At 73.6% G+C, this 19054-nt stretch carries 14 protein-coding genes and 1 pseudogene; 8 read left to right on the top strand and 7 right to left on the bottom strand.

Translation table 11 applies throughout. The annotated features are described in order from the left end of the window. Positions 1-302: 302 nt before the first annotated feature. Together AB0881_RS03055 and recA are read right to left on the bottom strand one after the other, a co-directional pair. Complete coding sequence (locus AB0881_RS03055; RefSeq protein WP_366613779.1) at positions 303-1130, bottom strand: regulatory protein RecX; 828 nt, start codon at positions 1128-1130, stop codon at positions 303-305. 786 nt (positions 1131-1916) lie between these two features. Beyond that, positions 1917-3050, bottom strand: a complete 1134-nt coding sequence (gene recA, locus AB0881_RS03050) for a recombinase RecA (protein ID WP_366613778.1) — start codon at positions 3048-3050, stop codon at positions 1917-1919. 193 nt (positions 3051-3243) lie between these two features. Between recA and AB0881_RS03045 the strand changes: the two genes are divergently transcribed. From AB0881_RS03045 to AB0881_RS03030, 4 genes are all read left to right on the top strand, one after another. Further along, positions 3244-4104: an ATP-grasp domain-containing protein gene (locus AB0881_RS03045; RefSeq protein ID WP_366613777.1), complete on the top strand. Its 861-nt coding sequence runs from the start codon at positions 3244-3246 to the stop codon at positions 4102-4104. Between the two features lie 179 nt (positions 4105-4283). Further along, positions 4284-4661 carry a hypothetical protein gene (locus AB0881_RS03040; protein WP_366613776.1) on the top strand — a complete coding sequence of 126 codons (378 nt, stop codon included), beginning with the start codon at positions 4284-4286 and terminating at the stop codon, positions 4659-4661. 3 nt (positions 4662-4664) lie between these two features. Continuing rightward, positions 4665-5822, top strand: coding sequence for a glutathionylspermidine synthase family protein (locus AB0881_RS03035; RefSeq protein ID WP_366613775.1), 1158 nt, complete (start codon positions 4665-4667; stop codon positions 5820-5822). A 79-nt stretch (positions 5823-5901) separates the two neighbouring features. Continuing rightward, positions 5902-6360 carry a DUF350 domain-containing protein gene (locus AB0881_RS03030; protein WP_366613774.1) on the top strand — a complete coding sequence of 153 codons (459 nt, stop codon included), beginning with the start codon at positions 5902-5904 and terminating at the stop codon, positions 6358-6360. Positions 6361-6396: 36 nt separating this feature from the next. Here AB0881_RS03030 and AB0881_RS03025 read toward each other — a convergent pair whose 3' ends face one another. Further along, a complete protein-coding gene (locus AB0881_RS03025; RefSeq protein ID WP_366613773.1) occupies positions 6397-6591 on the bottom strand; it encodes a DUF3046 domain-containing protein in 195 nt (64 codons plus the stop codon). 42 nt (positions 6592-6633) lie between these two features. Continuing rightward, on the bottom strand, positions 6634-7899 hold the full coding sequence (locus tag AB0881_RS03020) for an alpha/beta hydrolase (protein ID WP_366613772.1): 1266 nt from the start codon (positions 7897-7899) through the stop codon (positions 6634-6636). A gap of 122 nt (positions 7900-8021) precedes the next feature. Here AB0881_RS03020 and AB0881_RS03015 point away from each other — a divergent pair, with 122 nt between their 5' ends. Beyond that, the gene (locus AB0881_RS03015) at positions 8022-12674 is read left to right on the top strand and encodes a DEAD/DEAH box helicase (protein WP_366613771.1); all 4653 of its coding nucleotides are present in this window, start codon (positions 8022-8024) and stop codon (positions 12672-12674) included. Between the two features lie 53 nt (positions 12675-12727). On the opposite strand, the pseudogene AB0881_RS03010 reads toward AB0881_RS03015, so the two are convergent. After that, a pseudogene (locus tag AB0881_RS03010) lies at positions 12728-13552 on the bottom strand (DMT family transporter); the annotation flags it as partial. A gap of 84 nt (positions 13553-13636) precedes the next feature. Here AB0881_RS03010 and AB0881_RS03005 point away from each other — a divergent pair. Further along, positions 13637-14197 (top strand): TetR/AcrR family transcriptional regulator, encoded by a 561-nt coding sequence (locus AB0881_RS03005; RefSeq protein WP_366613770.1) that lies wholly within the window; start codon positions 13637-13639, stop codon positions 14195-14197. Here AB0881_RS03005 and secA2 read toward each other — a convergent pair. Then, entirely contained in the window at positions 14178-16409 is a 2232-nt protein-coding gene (gene secA2 / locus AB0881_RS03000; protein WP_366613769.1) for an accessory Sec system translocase SecA2, read from the bottom strand. The two genes, AB0881_RS03005 and secA2, sit on opposite strands and share 20 nt — an antisense overlap. Positions 16410-16537: 128 nt before the next feature. On the opposite strand from secA2, the gene AB0881_RS02995 reads away from it, so the two are divergent. Together AB0881_RS02995 and AB0881_RS02990 are read left to right on the top strand one after the other, a co-directional pair. Beyond that, the gene (locus AB0881_RS02995) at positions 16538-17503 is read left to right on the top strand and encodes a hypothetical protein (protein WP_366613768.1); all 966 of its coding nucleotides are present in this window, start codon (positions 16538-16540) and stop codon (positions 17501-17503) included. Between the two features lie 107 nt (positions 17504-17610). Then, positions 17611-17766, top strand: a complete 156-nt coding sequence (locus tag AB0881_RS02990; RefSeq protein WP_366613767.1) for a hypothetical protein — start codon at positions 17611-17613, stop codon at positions 17764-17766. 68 nt (positions 17767-17834) lie between these two features. Here the strand turns inward: AB0881_RS02990 and AB0881_RS02985 are convergent, their stop codons facing one another. Continuing rightward, positions 17835-19043 (bottom strand): ROK family transcriptional regulator, encoded by a 1209-nt coding sequence (locus AB0881_RS02985; RefSeq protein ID WP_366613766.1) that lies wholly within the window; start codon positions 19041-19043, stop codon positions 17835-17837. Between the last annotated feature and the right edge of the window lie 11 nt (positions 19044-19054).

Raw genomic sequence — 19054 nt, 5'->3', positions numbered from 1 at the left:
TCCACCCGGCGGCCACGGCCCCTCCGGCGAGGTCGGCCAACGTCTAGTCCTCTATGCCTCTCAGCTGCGTGAACGTGCTCGGTCGTATCGCAATCCGCGGTGCGCGGAGTAACTCCTCACTGCCGTAACGGTAAGCGGCAGGGAGGTAATGAGCAAGCAAACCCAGGGCATTCCGGGCTAACCGAACGCCCACGGAAGAAGTCTCTTACCGCCCCTGCAATGGCCCCGACCTGCCCGATCGCAGTCAGACCACCGCCTCCCGCCCGGTCAGGGGCTCCGGTCATTCCGGCGTGTCGCGACGATCAGTCCGGATCGGGCATTTCCTCGACCTCGGTCCCCTCCTCCGCCAGCACGTCCCGCACGACCCTGTAGGCCAGCCCCGGCGGATACCCCTTGCGCGCCAGCACGCCCACCAGCCGCCGCGTCCGCTTGGCCGGATCCACCCCGCGCGTCGCCGCCGCCTTCCGCTCGATCAGCCGCCGCGCGGTCCGCTCCTCCTGCTCGGAGTCCAGCGTCTCCACCGCGTCGTTCACGGTCTCCTGCGCGACACCGCGCCGGCGCAGCTCCGCCGCGAGCGCCCGCCGCGCCAGCCCTCGCCCGCTGTGCCGCGACTGCACCCACGCCTGCGCGAACGCCTCGTCATCGATGAGCCCGACCTCGGTGAACCTGCCCAGCACCCCCTCGGCGACCTCGTCCGGGATCCCCTTGCGCCGCAGTGCGTCCGCCAGCTGCGCCCGGGTCCGGGGCCCCATCCCGAGCAGCCGCAGGCAGATCTCCCGAGCCCGCCCCTCGGCGTCCCGCCCGCCCGCGCCCCGTTCACCTGCTCCCCGGTCACCTGCGTCCCGCTCAGCGGGCTCGCCGTCGTCCGCCCGCTCACCGGTGGCGGCGCCGGCGGCCCCCCGGCCCTCCCAGACCGAGCCGCCGCCCTGGCGCTCTTCCGCGCCTTTGCGCCCCCGCCGCTTCCGCTTGCCCTCACCACGTCCTGCGCCCCGAGCCGCACCGTCCCATGGCCCGGCGGAATCGCCCCGCCCGGCTTCCCGGTCCTCCCGCCCGCGCACCTCGGCGTCCTGCGCCGGCTCGACGGCCCCGGCGTCTCCCGCCCGCTCACCGGACTCGACACCGCGAGGCACCCCGGCTTCCCAGGGCAGGGCGTCGTCTCGCTGCTCTTCCTCGTCGTTCCGGCTCCGCCGCTTCTGTTTCCTCCCACCGCGTCCGGCGCTCCGCCCTGCGCCGTCAGTCGCAGCGGGGACCGGAGGCGCCGCCGCGGGGGCTTCAGCACTCGCGGGGTCGCCGCCTCGGGGTCCTTCTTCCCCTGGAACCGGCCGGACGGCCTCGTCGGCGACAAGGCCCGGTGGCTGCTCGCTCGTGCTCTTCGCGGACAGACCGTCATCGCCCCCGGCGGGCCGCCGACCCGGGCGGGTCTCAGGTGGTGGGGGTGTGGCGGGCCTGGCCGGAGTCCCGGGCTCCTGGTTCCAGGGGTTCTGCGTTTCCCAGGGGATCGCGGCCTTTTCGGACGCTTCCGCGCCCGGCAAGGGTGTGGGGCGGGGTGTGCTCGCCGGGGCGGCGGGGGGTGGTGGTGGCGTTCGGACGCTCCCCTCGTCCTCGTCGCCCTCGCCCTCTTGGGCCTCCTCGCCGTCCTGGGTCCAGGCGTTGCGGGACCAGGGGGTGGCGAAGGGGTTGGGGGGTGGCGGGGCGTCCAGGGACGACCAGGGGCCGTCCTCCACGGGCGGTGCCGGGTCGTCCTCGGTGGACCAGGGGTTCTCGCGCGTCATCGGCGGTCCTCGGGAGCGGCGGCGCCATTGGGGAAGGTCCGCGTACCCGCCGGGTACGGGATGGGGCGCCGCCGCCCTTCGTACGAGATCATTCCTCAGCCTTCGTCAAGAGACACCCGGATCGGGGGAATCCCCGTTACTTGATCACGAGTCGCCCGGCTTGGGGGTCTTGGCCTTGCGCGAGGTGGAGGCGGCGGCGCGGGCGGCGGGAGCCGGGGCGGCGGCGGCCGGGGGCGGGGTGTCGCCGGCGGCGGCCGGGACCGGTTCGGCCTCCTTGTCGACCTTGGGGCCGATGCCGAGCTTCTCCTTGATCTTCTTCTCGATCCCGTCGGCCATGTCCGGGTTGGCCTTGAGGAAGTTGCGGGCGTTCTCCTTGCCCTGGCCGAGCTGGTCGCCGTCGTAGGTGTACCAGGCGCCGGACTTGCGGACGAAGCCGTGCTCGACGCCGAGGTCGATCAGGCCGCCCTCGCGGGAGATGCCCTGGCCGTAGAGGAGGTCGAAGTCGGCGACGCGGAAGGGCGGGGCCATCTTGTTCTTGACGACCTTGACGCGGACGCGGTTGCCGACCGCCTCGGTGCCGTCCTTGAGGGTCTCGATGCGGCGGACGTCGAGCCGCACGGAGGCGTAGAACTTCAGCGCGCGGCCACCGGTGGTGGTCTCGGGCGAGCCGAACATGACGCCGACCTTCTCGCGGAGCTGGTTGATGAAGATCGCGGTCGTGCGGGTCTGGTTGATCGCGCCGGTGAGCTTGCGCAGCGCCTGGGACATCAGCCGGGCCTGGAGGCCGACGTGGCTGTCGCCCATCTCGCCCTCGATCTCGGCACGGGGCACCAGGGCCGCCACGGAGTCGATGACGACGATGTCGATGGCGCCGGAGCGGATCAGCATGTCGGTGATCTCGAGCGCCTGCTCGCCGGTGTCGGGCTGGGAGACCAGCAGCGCGTCGATGTCGACGCCGAGCTTGGCGGCGTACTCGGGGTCGAGGGCGTGCTCGGCGTCGACGAACGCCGCGATGCCGCCCTTCTTCTGCACGCTCGCCACGGCGTGCAGCGCGATGGAGGTCTTGCCGGACCCTTCGGGGCCGTACACCTCGACGACCCGGCCGCGCGGCAGGCCGCCGATGCCGAGCGCGATGTCGAGCGAGATGGAACCGGTGGGGATCACCTCGACCGGCGGCCGCGTCTCCTCGCCCATCCGCATGACCGAGCCCTTGCCGAACTGCCGCTCGATCTGGGCCAGTGCGGTCTCGAGAGCCTTCTCCCGGTCGTTCGCTGCCATGAGGTTCGCCCCTTTTTCCGTCTGTCCTTCGATGTCGGAGGCGACGTTACGGGGTGCCACCGACAGTTCGCGGTACCCCGACTTTACCGAACATCCGTTCGATCATGGTCTCGGCCGAGGATTTGCCCGGGAATCGCCGTGCGCGCGACACTCAAGAACCCGTACGCTGGCGCCGTCCACGGAGGGTTCCATCATGACGCTGACCGTCATCTTCTGCGTCGACCCGCTCCGGCCCCGGCGCGTTGACCCCCACTTCGCCCGCGAGGCGGCCGCCGTACGGGACCACTACGGCGAGATCGCCCTGATCGACCACGACGCGCTCCGGCACGGGGACGCCGAGGCGGCGGTACGGGCCGTTCCGCGGGACCTGGGGCCCGTCTGGTACCGCGGCTGGATGCTCACCAGCGACGAGTACGCCGCGATGGCGCGCCTGCTGAAGGCGCGCGGCGCCTTCCTGCTGACGCATCCGGAGGACTACCGGCGCGCGCACGAGCTGCCGGGATGGCACGACACGTTCGCGGGATTGACGCCGCAGAGCGTGTGGCGGCCGCTCGCCCCCGGCGAGGACCCGGGAGATCTGGGGGAACTGGTGCGCCCCCTCCGCGGGGGTCCCGCCATCGTGAAGGACTACGTGAAGTCGCGTAAGCACGAATGGGACGAGGCGTGCTACGTCCCGGACGTGAAGAACCTCTCCTCACTGCGCGGGATCGTGGCCAAGATGCTGGCGCTGCAGGAGGACTTCCTGGCCGGCGGCCTGGTCGTGCGCGAGTACGAGCCGTACGACGAGTACGGCGAGGCGCGCGTGTGGTGGGTGGATGGAGAGCCCGCGCTGGTCGGGCCGCACCCGGACAGCCCGGACCTCGAGCCCGACCCCGTCCTGGACGCGGTGGCGCCCGCCGTCCGTACTCTGGGCTGCCGTTTCATCACGACCGACCTGGCGTGCCGGGAGGACGGCGCGTGGCGGGTGGTCGAGGTCGGCGACGGCCAGGTGAGCGACCTTCCGTCGACGGTCGATCCGATGGACCTGTACGCGCATCTGCCGGTCCCGGACTGAGCCCTCCGAACAGAGTTCTAAGCCTTCGGGAACGGGACGGGTGTCCCTTCCGTCCGAGGAACGACCAGCCCTAAGCTATGGCCTCGCGACCGAGAGTTCACTTTCCCCGCGGGCGTCCGCGCCCGTCCCGTGGAACCGGCCGGTCGCGGGTCGCCTCGTTTTCGAAGGACGTGTTCGCCTTGCCCCCACAGGAACAGAAGCGTCGGCTCAGCTCCCGTGCCGTCAAGATCGGGATGGTCAGCGCGCTGTCCCTCACGGTGGCGGCCTGCGGCTCGAAGACCACCACCGCGTGGTGCGTGGACCGCATGGCGCCGAACGTCGGCAAGACCAAGGGCGGCTACCGGGTCGTTCCGGACGCCTTCTGCGACACCCGCGACATCGAGCGTGGAACGATCTCATACGGCCGGTACTTCTGGTACTACGGCGGCAACCGCGACAGCGACGGCTACGTGTCGGGCGGCAGCCGGGTGGGGCCCAGCAAGGGCAAGATCAAGTCCAGCAGGGGGAACACCCTGAGCCGCGGCGGCTTCGGCGGCGGCGGCAAGAGCGGGGGCTAGGCCGTGCGGAGAGCACGTTCGAAGCCGCGCGAGAACTGGGCGGAGAAGGTCGAGGAGCACGGCCTGGCGTACCACCGGACGGCGCATCCGGCGCACCTCCCGCGGCCCTACTGGGACGAGTCGGTGCACTACGTCTTCGAGATGGACGAGGTCCTGGCGCTGGAGGAGGTCGTCGAGGAACTGCACCGGATGTGCCTTCAGGTGGTCGAGCACGTGGTGACCACCGGGCGCTACCACGTGCTGGGCATCCCCGACTGGGTGGCGCCGCTCATAGAGGCGTCCTGGCGGCGCGGGGACCCGCACCTGTACGGGCGCTTCGACCTCTGCTACGACGGCGAGGGGCCGGCCAAGCTGCTGGAGTACAACGCCGACACCCCGACGTCCCTGGTGGAGAGCTCCATCGTGCAGTGGTTCTGGCTGCAGGAGGCCTTCCCTGGGGACGACCAGTGGAACTCCATCCACGAGCGCCTGGTGGCGCGGTGGAAGGAGATCGCCTCCGAGGTGGGCGAGGGCCCGGCGCACTTCGCGTGGACCCACGGCGACGAGACGGGCGAGGAGGTCATGACGATCGCCTACATGCAGGAGACCGCCGAGGAGGCGGGCCTGCCGGGGGTGGCGATCGCCATGGAGGAGGTCGGCTGGGATCCGCGGCGCAACCGGTTCGTGGACCTCAAGGAGTTCGAGATCCGCACCCTCTGCAAGCTGTACCCGTGGGAGTGGATCGTCAACGAGCCGTTCGGCCGCAACATCCCGGGGACGCCGACGCGCTGGATCGAGCCGATCTGGAAGATGGTCCTGTCAAACAAGGCGCTCCTGGTGCTCCTCTGGGAGCTGTTCCCCGGGCACCCCAACCTGCTCCCCACGTACCTGAACACGCCGTCCGACCTCACCTCGTACGTGCAGAAGCCGCTGCTGGGACGGGAGGGGGCGAGCATGCGCATCGTCACCCCGGACGGCAGCGAGCAGCGCACGCAGGGGGACTACGGCAAGGAAGGCTTCGTCTTCCAGGAGTTCTGCGCGCTGCCCGAGTTCGACGGCGAGCACCCGGTGCTGGGCGCCTGGATGGTCCACGACGAGGCCGCGGGGCTGGGCATCCGCGAGACGGCGGGGCTCATCACCGATGACAGCTCGTCGTTCGTCCCCCATCGCATCCCGCTGTAAGGCACCCTCTGCAAGTCACCCCCTGCAAGCGCATGCCCCGCCCCTGAACGCGGGGGACGCGAGTTCCGTAAGGAGACCCATGAGAACGCTGGCGAACGAGGAGAGCCTCGGCTCGATCCTGCTGGACGGGACGGGCGCGCTGCTCGCCTACGCCGCGGCCGGCCTGGTGCTGTTCGTGATCGGCTTCTATATGACCGATCTGGCCACCCCGGGCCGGCTGATCACGGTCATCCGCGAGCACCGCAACCCCAACGCCACGCTGCTGGCGGTGGCCTCGACGATCGGGGTGGGCCTGATCGTGGCCGTCTCGATCTTCGCCTCGAGCGGCGACCTGCTGGAGGGCCTGGCCCGGACGCTGGTGTTCGGCGGTGTCGGCATCGTCGCGATGACGATCGCCACGCTGGTCTTCGACCGGCTGGTCGGGATCAGCATCAAGGACCTCGCCGACGACGCCGAGGACAAGCTGGAGCCCGCCGCGATCCTGCTCGCGGTCGCCAACCTGATGATCGGGTTCGTCACCGCCGTCGCGGTCTACTGATGACGGGAGGCGGTGGCCGCCTCCCCTGGACGCCCCTCAGCGCAGGCTGGGCGGGACGTCGAAGGTGGCCACCACCGCCTGCCAGACCTTCTTGGCGGGCTCGCCGTCGGCGAGGGCCTGCTCGATCGTACGGCCGCCCAGTTCGGCCATGACGTGGTCCTTGGCCACGCTCTCCGCGTAGGCGTCGCCGAACTGCTGCCTCATCCGATCCCAGAACACTGTGAGCCGCACCCGCTCACGCTATCCGAGCCCGGTGACCGCCCGGGGCCGGCGCTATCCGAGCGAGTCGGTGACCTCGTCGGGTACGGCGGGCGGCGCGCCGGCCGCCTTCCGGCCGTATTCGCGGTGCAGGCCCGTCAGGTAGCGTTCCACGCCTTCGATGACCCGGGCCGTACGGTACGAGGGGAACACGTCGAACGCGTGCTGCCCGCCCTTCATCTCGGCGTACACGACCGGTGACTCCGACGCCTCGCGCAGGCGTTCGGCGAACGCGCGGGCCCCTTCCACCGGGATGAGCGAGTCGTGGCTGCCGTGGATGACGAAGAACGGCGGCGCGTCCGGCCTCAGGTAGTGCATCGGCGACGCCTTGGCGAAGGCCTCGGGGTCCTTTTCGGCGGACTTCTTCAGCACGACCCGTTCCAGGAGCCTGACCATGGGCCTGGGCACGGGGCACGCTTCGGTTCCGACGAAGTCGTACACGCCGTAGAACGGCACGGCACCCTTCACGGAGGTGTCGACGTCCTCGAACCCGGGCTGGAACTCCGGCAGGTTCGCGGTGAGCGCCACCATGGCCGTGAGGTGCCCGCCGGCGGACCCGCCGGTCACGTACAGGCAGCCGGGATCGGCGCCGTACTCCGCGGCGTGCTCGCGGTACCACTTGATGAACCGCTTCAGGTCGAGCAGGTGCTCGGGCCAGGTCGCCTTCGGGCTGAGCCGGTAGTCGACGTTGAAGCCGACCCACCCTTGCAGGGCCATGTGGTTGAGGAGGGGCAGGCCCTGCTCGCGCCTGCTGCCGATGACCCAGCCGCCGCCGTGGATCTCCAGGAGCCCGGGCCGGAGGCCGTCGCCCTCGCGGGCCGGCCGGAAGACGTCCGCCTTGAGCCGCAGCCGCCCTTCCTCGTGGAAGACCACGTCGCGCCGTACCTTCACGCCGCGCCGGGGGATCAGGCAGGCGGGCGGGACGACCAGGTGCCAGAACGGGTAGCGGGGGGCGCCTTCGGGGTCCAGGTCCAGCGGGGCGCCGCTGTCCCGGAGCGTGACGACCGTACGGCGGGAGGCGAGGATGTTCGCCACGGTTCCCGCGGTACCCGCGGCGCCCAGGACCAGGCCCGTCCAGCCGGGCCAGCCGGCCAGGCCGCCCGCCAGGGCCGTCCCGGCGATCGCGGCGATCTCCGCGACCAGCAGGTGGGGCGCCAGCTCGATGGCGCCCCATGCCAGGAAGAAGCTCGGCACGAAGGCCGCCGTGTGGCGGACGGGGTAGCGGGCGTTCAGGGCCAGCAGCAGGGCCGCCGCGCCGATGGCCAGCAGGGCGTACGACATCGGGTCTCAACCTCCTCGGGGCCATGGCCGCCCTCCAGGATGACCCAAGCAAGCATTCGCTTACAACGTGACGCGCGCCACCGGCGGCGCGTTCTGTCGGAGGCGGGGTGCAGGATGGTGGCATGAGCGGTGACGTGCTCGAACGCTTCTCCCCCGCCACCCGCGCGTGGTTCACGGGGGCGTTCGCCGCGCCCACGCCCGCGCAGGCCGGCGCCTGGGAGTCCATCTCCGGCGGGGACGACACGCTCGTCGTGGCGCCCACCGGGTCCGGCAAGACGCTGGCCGCCTTCCTGTGGTCGCTCGACCGGCTGGCCGCCCGGGAGGAGGCGCCCGACCCCAAGGAGCGCTGCCGGGTCCTGTACGTCTCGCCACTCAAGGCCCTCGCGGTCGACGTCGAGCGCAACCTGCGGGCGCCCCTGACGGGCATCCGGCAGGCCGCCCGGCGGCTGGGGCTGCCCGAGCCCGACGTGCGGGTCGGGATCCGGTCCGGCGACACGCCCGCCGACGAGCGCCGCCGGCTGGCGACCCGGCCGCCGGACATCCTGATCACCACGCCCGAGTCGCTGTTCCTGATCCTGACCTCGCGCGCCCGCGACTCGCTGCGCGGCGTCGAGACGGTGATCGTCGACGAGGTGCACGCGGTCGCGGGCACCAAGCGCGGCGCCCACCTGGCGCTGTCCCTGGAGCGCCTCGACGCCCTGCTCGAACGGCCCGCCCAGCGCGTCGGCCTGTCGGCGACCGTACGGCCGGTCGAGGAGATCGCCGCCTTCCTGGGCGGCACCCGCCCGGCCGCCGCCGTGCAGCCGCCGTCCGACAAGGTCTTCGACCTCGACATCGTCGTCCCGGTCGAGGACATGGGCGAGGTGGGGAACTTCGTCGACGACGCGGGGACGGCCGATCCCCGGCAGCGCAGCATCTGGCCGCACGTCGAGGACCGCCTGCTCGACCTCATCGAGGCGCACCGGTCCACGCTGGTCTTCGCCAACTCGCGGCGCCTGGCCGAACGGCTGTGCGGGCGGCTCAACGAGCTGGCGTACGAGCGCGGCAACGGCCCCCTCGCGGAGGACCACGCGCCCGCGGAGACGATGGCGCAGGCGGGGGCGAGCAAGGGCGCTCCGCTGGAGATAGCGCGCGCCCACCACGGCTCGGTCTCCAAGGAGGAGCGCGCCGGCATCGAGGACGCCCTCAAGCAGGGCCGCCTGCCCGCGGTCGTCGCCACGTCCAGCCTCGAACTGGGCATCGACATGGGCGCGGTCGACCTCGTCGTCCAGGTGGAGTCCCCGCCGTCCGTGGCCAACGGCCTCCAGCGCGTCGGCCGCGCGGGCCACCAGGTGGGGGCCGTCTCCAAGGGCGTCATCTTCCCCAAGTACAGGGGCGACCTCGTGCAGACGGCCGTGGTGGCCGAGCGCATGCGGGGCGGCGAGATCGAGGAGATGCGCTACCCGCGCAACCCGCTGGACGTGCTCGCCCAGCAGATCGTCGCGATGGTGGCGATGGACGAGTGGACGGTCGACGAGCTGGAGGCCGTGGTCAAGCGGGCCGCGTCGTTCGCGACGCTGCCGCGCTCCGCGCTGGAGGCGACCCTCGACATGCTCGCGGGCCGCTACCCGAGCGACGAGTTCGGCGAGCTGCGCCCCCGCCTGGTGTGGGACCGCGTCACGGGCGTCCTGCGCGAGCGTCCCGGCGCCCAGCGGCTCGCCGTGACCAGCGGCGGCACCATCCCCGACCGGGGCCTGTTCGGCGTCTTCCTCGTGGGAGAGAAGTCGTCCCGCGTGGGCGAGCTGGACGAGGAGATGGTGTACGAGTCGCGCGTGGGCGACGTGTTCGTCCTGGGCGCCAGCTCGTGGCGGATCGAGGACATCACGCCCGACCGCGTGCTCGTGTCCCCCGCCCCCGGCCAGCCGGGCAAGCTCCCGTTCTGGCACGGCGACACCCTCGGCCGCCCCGCCGAGCTGGGGCGGGCCCTGGGCGCGTTCACCCGCGAGCTCGCCGGCCTCCCGGCCGACCGGGCCCGCGACCGCGTCACCACCGCCGGGCTGGACGAGTGGGCCGCCGCCAACCTCGTCTCCTACCTGGACGAGCAGCGCGAGGCCACCGGTCACGTCCCCGACGACCGCACCCTCGTGGTGGAGCGGTTCCGCGACGAGCTGGGCGACTGGCGGATGGTCGTCCACTCCCCCCTGGGAGCGCGCCTGCACGCCCCCTGGGCGCTGGCGATAGCGGGCCGCCTGCGTGAACGCTACGGCGTCGACGCGCAGGCGATGCACGCCGACGACGGCATCGTCATCCGCATCCCCGACATGGACGAGCCCCCGAGCCTCGACCTCGCCGTCTTCGACCCCGACGACGTCGAGCGGATCGTGGTGGACGAGCTGGGCGGCTCGGCGCTGTTCGCCGCCCGCTTCCGCGAGTGCGCGGCCCGCTCGCTGCTCCTCCCCCGGCGCCGCCCCGACCGGCGGATGCCGCTGTGGCAGCAGCGCCAGCGCGCCGCGCAGCTCCTCGCGGTCGCGAGCAAGTACCCCTCGTTCCCGATCGTCCTGGAGACGATGCGGGAGTGCCTGCAGGACGTCTTCGACGTCCCGGGCCTCGTCGGTCTGATGCGCGACCTGTCCGGCCGCAAGGTCCGCCTCGTCGAGGTGGAGACGCCCGAGCCCTCCCCCTACGCGCGCTCGCTGCTGTTCCACTACGTGGGCGCCTTCATGTACGAGGGCGACTCGCCGCTGGCCGAGCGCCGCGCCCAGGCCCTCGCCCTCGACACCGCGCTGCTGTCCGAGCTCCTCGGCCAGGCCGACCTGCGCGAGCTGCTCGACCCCGAGGTCGTCGCGGACACCGAGTACGAGCTGCAGCGCCTCGCCGCCGATCGCCGCGCCCGCGACCTGGAGGGCGTCGCCGACCTCCTGCGCGGCCTGGGCCCCCTGACCACCGCCGAGGTGATCGCCCGTACGGCGCCGCCGGACTCCCCCGCGACGTTCTCGCCGCCCGAAGAGGCCGCCGGGAACGCCGCCGCGGAGTCGCGTCCCTCCGCCGAGGTGCCCGGGAATCCGGACGCGGCGGTGTGGCTGGAGGACCTGGAGGCGACCCGGCGGATCATCCGCGTGCGCGTCGCGGGCGAGGAGCGATGGGCGTCGATCGAGGACGCCGGACGGCTGCGGGACGCGCTCGGGGCGCCGCTGCCGGTGGGCATCCCCGAGGCGTTCCTGGAGCCGGTCGACGATCCCCTGGGCGACCTCGTCTCGCGCTACGCCCGCACGCACGGTCCGTTCCAGGCGACCGCCGCCGCCGTCCGCTTCGGGCTCGGCCCCGCCGTCGTGGTCGAGGCCCTGCGCAGGCTGGCGGCCGCCGGGCGGGTGGTCGAGGGCGAGTTCCTGCCCGTCGAGAGCGTCTCCGGCCCGCTGACGGGCGAATGGTGCGACACCGGTGTTCTCCGGACCTTGCGGCGCCGCTCCCTCGCGCGCCTGCGCGCCGAGGTGGAGCCCGTGCCGCCCGAGGCGCTCGGCCGCTTCCTGCCCGTCTGGCACGGCATCGCGGGCAACTCCCGGCTGCGCGGGATCGACGCCCTGGTGCAGGCGATCGAGCAGCTCCAGGGCGCGGCGGTGCCCGCGTCCGCGCTGGAGAGCCTGGTCCTGCCGTCCCGCGTCCAGGGCTACACCCCCGCGATGCTGGACGAGCTCACCTCCGCCGGTGAGGTCGTCTGGGCCGGCCAGGGCGGGCTTCCCGGCGGTGACGGCTGGGTCTCCCTCTACCTGGCCGACACCGCGCCGCTCCTGATGCCGGAACCGGCCGAGATCACGCTCACCCCCGTCCACCTGGCCGTGCTCGACGCGCTCTCCGACGGCGGGGCGCTGTTCTTCCGCATGCTCTCCGACCGCGTCAACGCCCAGGTCACGGTCAACGACCAGGACCTGGTCGCCGCGGTGTGGGACCTGGTCTGGGCGGGGCACCTCACCAACGACACCCTCGCCCCGCTCCGCTCCGCCCTGGGCTCGGGAAGGCCGACCCACCGGTCGCGCACCACCCGGCGCGGGCGCCCCGTGCTCCCGTCCCGCACGGGTCCGCCGACGGTCGCGGGACGCTGGTGGCCGCTCCCCGAGCGGGAGACCGCCGCGACGCTGCGCTCGCACGCCCTCGCTGAGGCTCTCCTCGACCGCTACGGCATCGTCATCAGGGGGGCCGTCGCCGCCGAGCGCACGCCCGGCGGGTTCGCGGCCGTCTATCCCGTCCTGCGCGCGTTCGAGGAGAGCGGCCGCTGCCGCCGCGGCTACTTCGTCGAGGGCCTGGGCGCCGCCCAGTTCGCCATCCCCGGCGCCGTCGACCGCCTGCGCGCCCTGCAGCCGGCGCCCGCGGCCCCGCCCGCCGACCCCTGGGAGACCCCGCTCCCCGGCGAGCCGGCCCGGTCCGGCCGCCGCGCCCTCGTGCTCGCCGCCGCCGACCCCGCCAACCCGTACGGCGCGGCCCTCCCGTGGCCGACCCGCGAGGACGAGGTCGCCAGCGGCCACAAGCCCGGCCGCAAGGCGGGCGCCCTGGTCGTCCTGATCGAGGGGGAGCTGGTCCTCTACGTCGAGCGCGGCGGCCGCACCCTCCTGACCTGGGGCGCCTCCCCGGACGTCCTGCAGCCGGCGGTCGACGCGCTCGCCCTGGCCGTCCGCGAGGGCGCACTCGGCCGCCTCACCGTCGAGCGCGCCGACGGCGAGGCCATCACCGGCTCCCCGCTGGCGGCCGCCCTGGAGTCCGCCGGCTTCCACCCCACCCCCAAGGGCCTGCGCCTGCGCGCCTGACCCGCGCCGTCCGCCGCCGAGGCCCGGTCCGCCGCGGGACGGATCAGCACCACGGCCACGGCGCATACGGCGACGCCCGTGAGGGAGAGGGGGGTCATGGTGCCGCCGAACATCAGCCACGACCAGAGCATGGTGGCGGGCGGGGTCAGGTAGAGGAGTCCCGAGACGCGGGCGACACCGCTGCGCGACAGGTTGACCCAGTACAGGCCGTACCCGCCGAACATGGCCGGCAGGACCAGGACGGCGATCGCGGTCCAGAACGCGGGTTCGGCGGGCGGGGCGAGGGTCCCGGACGCCAGGGCGAGCGCGGTGAAGAGCACGGCGCTGATCCCGGCCTGGACGGCCAGGGCGTCGATGACGCCGATCGCCGGGCGGGTGCGGCGTTCCACGAGGGTGGCGGCGACCAGGGAGAGCATGGCGCCGGCGGGGAGCGCGTAGGCCCACGGGGGCGCGCCCGTTCCGAGATCGCCGCCGACCACGAGCGCGACGCCGCCCAGCCCCACGGCCAGGCCCGCGATCTGGCGGCGGACGACGGACTCGCCGAGGAGGGGGACGGCCAGGGCGACGGCCACGATGGGCTGCAGGGCGGCGATCAGGGCGCTCGTGCCGGACGGCACGCCGTGCTCGACGGCCGCGAAGACGCCGTACAGGTAGCCGGCCTGGCCGAGCGTGCCGATGAGGACGTGCAGGCCCAGGTCGCGCGGCGGTAGCCGGGGGCGGCGCCACAGCAGCCACGCGGCCAGCGGCACGACGGCGATCAGGAACCGCCAGGCCAGCAGGGTCGAGGCGGGGGCGCTGCGCGCGCCGAGTTCGGCGCCGATGAAGCCGGAGCTCCACAGGATGACGAAGCCGCCGCCGAGCAGGACGTCCTTCTTCATTGGTCCACCTCCGCAGGTATACATACCGGTATAGATACTAACTAACCCGGTGGGTATACTCGTCGTGTACCTGAGGGAGGCGGAATGGAACGGACGATGACCCCGGCGGCGCGGCGGGTGCTCGACGTGGCGGGCCGGCTGTTCTACGAGCGCGGCGTCGGCCAGGTCGGGATGGAGCTGATCGCCGCCGAGGCGAACGTGACCAAGAAGACGGTCTACGACCGGTTCGGGTCCAAGGAGGCGCTCATCCTGGCGTACTTGCGGGAACGCGACGAGCGCTGGCGGACCTTCCTGGACGCCCGGCTGGCGGAGTCCGGCGGCCCGAGGGAGCGGATCCTGGCGACGTTCGACGCGATCGGCGAGTGGCTGAGCACGCGGAGCGCGCGCGGCTGCTCGATGGTGAACGCCTGCGCCGAGCTGCCCGATCCGGCGCATCCCGTCCACCGGACGGCGGCCGAGCAGAAGGCGTGGCTGCGGAACCTGTACGCGGAGCTGGCCACCGAGGCGGGCCTCGATGCCGAGATGGCGGACCGGCTGCTGATCCTGCACGAGGGCGCGGTGGTGGCGTTCAGCGTCGGGAACATGCCGGACGCCGCGCGGACCGCCCGCGGCACCGCCGAAATGATCATGAACGCCGCGACCTGACCAGCGCGACCAGTCCCCGGAACGCCCGCTCGTCCATGGACCCGAACGGGTTGTCGTGGACGACATAGGTCCAGGTGGCCGAGGGGCGGCGGGTGCCTGCGTCGACCTCGTCCAGGCTGGTGAGCCCCGCGAACGCGGCGGCGGCCCGGTCGCCGGCGCGGTCCAGCAGCCGCTTGCCCGCCGGTACGGCCTCGCGGTGGAACTCGGCCAGCGGGTCCAGCCCGCGCCCCAGCGAGCGCAGGTGGATGCCCTCGCGCAGGTCGGCGAGATAGGCCAGATGCTCCGACCAGCAGCGGTCCAGGTGGAAAAGCAGCAGCCGGCGGGCGGCCCCCGCGACGTCCCCGGACAGTTCCGCGTGGTGGGCCGGATGCCGCTCGCGCATCAGCAGGTCGGCCGCGTCGCCGTTCAGGACTCGGTCGCGTTCGGCCAGGAACTCGCGGCGCTGGAGCGAGATGAGGTGGTGGTACCGCCAGGTGTTGCGGTGGATCTCCAGGTCGACGCCCTCAGCTACGCGCTGGGCGTGACCGACGATCCAGTGCGCGCCCTTGCTCTCGATCCGGCCCTCGCCGTCGGCGGGCGCCTTGGCCTTCTCGCCCGGCGCGTACCGGGTGACCAGGTCGTCCTCCAGGCTGGTGAAGAAGACCGAGGTGCCGGGGTCGCCCTGGCGGCCCGCGCGGCCGCGCAGCTGGTCGTCCAGCCGGCCGCTGTGGTGGCGGGCGGTGCCGATCACCAGCAGACCCTCGGTGACGCCCTCGCCGAGGCGGATGTCGGTGCCGCGGCCCGCCATCTGGGTGGAGACCGTGATGGCGCCCGGGGCGCCGGCGCGGGCGATGATCGCGGCCTCCTCGGCGTCGTTCTTGGCGTTGAGGACGACGCGTTCCAGGCCGGCCCGGTCGAGGCGGCGGGCGAGCCGTTCGGACGCGGCCACGTCCGGCGTGCCGACCAGCACGGGCCGGCCCGCGGCGTGCGCGGCGGCGATCTCCTCGATGATCGCGATGTCCTTGTCGACGGCGGTCGCGTACAGCCGGTCGGGCTCGTCCACCCGGATCCGCGGCCGGTGCGGCGGGATCACCGCGATCTCCAGCCCGTAGAACTCGCGCAGCTGCCCGGCGACGCCGAGCGCGGTCCCGGTCATCCCGCACCGGACCGGATAGCGCCCGACCAGCTCCTGAACGGTGATCGAGTCGAGGATCTCGCCGCTCGGTGACGCCTCCACCGCCTCCTTGGCCTCCACGGCGGCCTGCAGCCCGTCCGGCCAGCGCTGCAGCAGGGCGACCCGCCCGCGCGACTCGCTGACCAGCCGCACGGCGCCGTCCCGGACGATGTAGTCCACGTCGCGGCGCAGCAGGACCTCTGCGTGCAGCGCCACGTTCACGGCCGTGAGGACGTCCAGGCTGCCGGGTGCGTACAGGTCGACGCCCAGCGCCCGCTCGACCTCGCGCGTCCCGGCCGAGGTGAGGCGCACGTTGCGGCCCTCCTCGTCGGTGGCGAAGTGCAGGCCCGGCCGCAGGCGCCTGACCAGCTCGGCGTACGAGCGGCCGTCCCCCGCCACGGGCCCGCCGGCGGCGCCCGCGAGGACGAGCGGGACCATGGCCTCGTCCACCAGCACCGAGTCGGCCTCGTCGATCAGCGCGACGCCCGGCCCGGGCTGCACCACGTCGTCCGGATCGGTGGCGAGCCGGTCGCGGAGCAGGTCGAAGCCCACCTCGCTGACCGGCGCGTACGTGACATCGGCGGCGTACGCGGCGCGGCGCTCGTCCGGTGCGGACTCCTGCCCGATCCAGCCGACCGTGACGCCGAGCAGCGTGTAGAGCGGCTCCATCCACTCGGCGTCGCGCCGCGCCAGGTAGTCGTTCACCGACAGGACGTGGACCCGCTCGCCGCGCAGCGCGTACCCGGCGGCGGCCAGCGCACCGGCCAGCGTCTTGCCCTCGCCGGTCGCCATCTCGGCGACCTGCCCGTTCAGCAGGGCGAGCGTGCCGAGGAGCTGCACGTCGTACGGCCGCTCGCCGATCGCGCGCCGGGCCGCCTCCCGCCCGGCGGCGCACAGCCCGGCCGGGTCCTCCCGGGCGGCCGCCGCCAGCTCCTCCCCCGTGAGGCCGCGCATGCGGGACTCCAGCCCGCCCGCCGCGGCGACGATCCGCTCGTACGGGGCGAGATCGGTGCTCCCCGGTCGCTGCAATACGCGGCGCAGCCGATCGCGCAGGGCCATGATGATCTCCCCAGGCCGGAAACGTTCCCCCGCCATGATCCCAGCAGCGGCGGAACCCGGCCCGCCCGCGGACCGTCCCAACCATCACGACGATCACTCGACGCGGCCCGATGCGACCAGGAGTACCGGTGTACCTGAAGGACGACGGCACGCTCGACCGCGCCGGGCTCACCCGCGACCTCCTCGGCATCGTGACCGACCGGCCGGGACGCGACCCGGCCGCCGTGCTCGGCTGGCTGGCGGTCCGGGCGCGCGCGGCACCGCCGGGCCCGGACGGGACGGCGCTGACCCTCGCCATGGCCGCGACCGCCTGCTACGCGCTCTGGCGCGTCCGCCGGGTCGCGGTGATCGACGCGCTGGTGGAGGCCGCGGAGCGGGCGGCGGCGGTGTACGGCGCGCGGGGCTGCGCGGCGCCGGGCGCCCACCTCCATCCCGACGTGGCGGCGCTCGGCGACCACGAGGAGATCGCCCGCATGGCCGGCCGGGCCGGTGCCCTGGACGCCGGCTGGCACTGCCCGCGGTTCCTGGCCGCGCTGGCGGCCGACACGCTCACCCTGCTCGGCAACGGCCGCCGGGCGCGGTTCGAGCCGCCGGACACCGCCGATCTGGACGCGTTCTTCCTTGTCGGCGGCCGGGCCGACATCGAGCAGCTGACGCTGACCGTGGAGCGCCACCGTCCCGGCGGCCCGAACGACCTGGCCGAGCAGGCGGCCCTGTGGGCGGCGCGCCGGCTGCTCGGCGGCCGGGCGCTGCCGGAGGAGCGGGTGCCGCTGTTCCTGACCGTGTGCTTCGCGGCGCAGCACTGCCACTGGTGCGCGACCCCGCCCGGCATGGTGGCGGTCTACCGCGACGCGCTCGCCACCATCGACCTTGCGCCGCTCGGCGGCCCGTGCCCGCATCCGCACGGCCATCCGGACGTTCCGCCGCGGACCCTCCTGCGGTACGTGCGCGCGCTGGCCGGCTTCGGCGGCGACGGCCTGCGCGTCGACGCCGACGCCTGGCACTGCCCCCGCCACCTGGCCGAACGCGCCGGGCGGATGCTCGCGTACACGGCCGGCTACCTGGGTCTGGACGAGCCTCGGCAGAAGGTCTGAGCGCGATTTCATCCCTGCGGCGGATCCCCGCCCACCCGAGACCTGGGATGATCAGATCAATGGGGTTGCGGCGGTGATGGGGCCGCCGCGGAACGGGGATTCTCACCATGACGCCTACCACTCGCCGGGCCGCCGCCCAGCGGCGCAAGCGCCAGGTCATCAACCAGACGGTCATCGACCGCGCTCTCCACGACCCGCGCCGCGCGCACAAGCAGCCGAACGCGAACGCGCCTCGCGCGGCCGTACACGAGCACGCCGAATAGCGTCCGGCCCGAGCCGCTGTGACCCCCGCCAGGGGGCGTGGGGCCACAGCGCGAGCGGCCATGGGGGGCTACCGCGAGAACACTTCGTCGCGTGCCTGTTCCAGGGCCGCGTGGAGGGCGCCGCGCAGTACGGGGTTGCCCTCGACCTCGCTGACCGCGATCTGGGGGCGGGTCGGGGTCATGCGGCCGACCGCGCGTTCGATGCGGGCGGCGAGCGGCGTGCCGCCGGCGCGCCCCAGCTCGCCGGACAGGACGACCAGGCCGGGGTCGAGGATGATGTTGACCGACGTGACGCCGTAGGAGATGCGGTCGGCCAGGGCGTCGAGGAACGCCCCGCCGCGGTCCTCGTCGGCGGCCGCGGCCTGGACGCAGCCGATCGCGGTCGGCTCGTCGAGTCCGTGGGCGTGCGCGAGCTCCCGTACGGCGTCGGCGCCGACGAGCGCGCCGTAGCCGCCTGCCAGGGCCGGGATGCCCCAGGTGCTGGACGCGGTGACGCCCTCGCCCGGCTGGACGCGGGCCTTGCCCGACGCCAGCGGCGCGCCGGGGACGGGCAGGTAGCCGATCTCGCCGGCGCCGCCGGACCGGCCGCGGTGCAGCCGGCCGCCCAGCATGATCGACAGACCCATGCCGCGGGCGAGCCACATCAGCGCGAAGTCGTCGACGTCGCGCGCGGCCCCGTAGGCGCGCTCGGCGACGGCGGCGAGGTTGGCGTCGTTCTCGATGGTGACCGGGCGGCGCAGGTCGGTCCGCAGGGCGGCCAGGACGCCCTCGTGCCAGGACGGCAGGTCGAACGAGAACTGCACGTCGCCGGTGCGCGGGTCGACGACGCCGGGGCTGCCGATCACGAACGCGCTGAGCTTCCCGAGCGCCACCCGGGCGGACCGGCACGCCTTAACCACGGCGTTGTGCACGAGTTTCACCGGATCGTCGGCGCCGTTGGGGTCGACGGTGACCTGCGCGGTGATCGCGCCGGTGATGTCGGCGATGCCGGCGGTGACGCCGTCGGGGCCGACCTCCAGGCCGGCGACGTAGGCGCTGGACGGCACGACCGCGTACAGCGCGGCGTTCGGGCCCCGGCCGCCCGCCTGCTCTCCGGCGACCTCGACCAGGCCGCGCTCCTGGAGGCGGGACAGCAGCTGGGAGGCGGTGACCTTGGACAGCCCGGTGTGCTCGCCGATCTGGGCCCGGGTCAGCGGGCCCTGCCGTACCAGCAGGTCGAGCGCGGCGCGGTCGTTCAGCTCGCGCAGCAGCCGGGGCGTCCCGGGGCGTGGGGCCATGCTCGCGTTCC

This window comes from Spirillospora sp. NPDC029432 (genome assembly GCF_040703975.1).
Lineage (GTDB): Bacteria > Actinomycetota > Actinomycetes > Streptosporangiales > Streptosporangiaceae > Spirillospora.
Note: the sequence above shows the minus strand (reverse complement) of the source record. Positions and strands in the feature narration are given on the sequence as shown.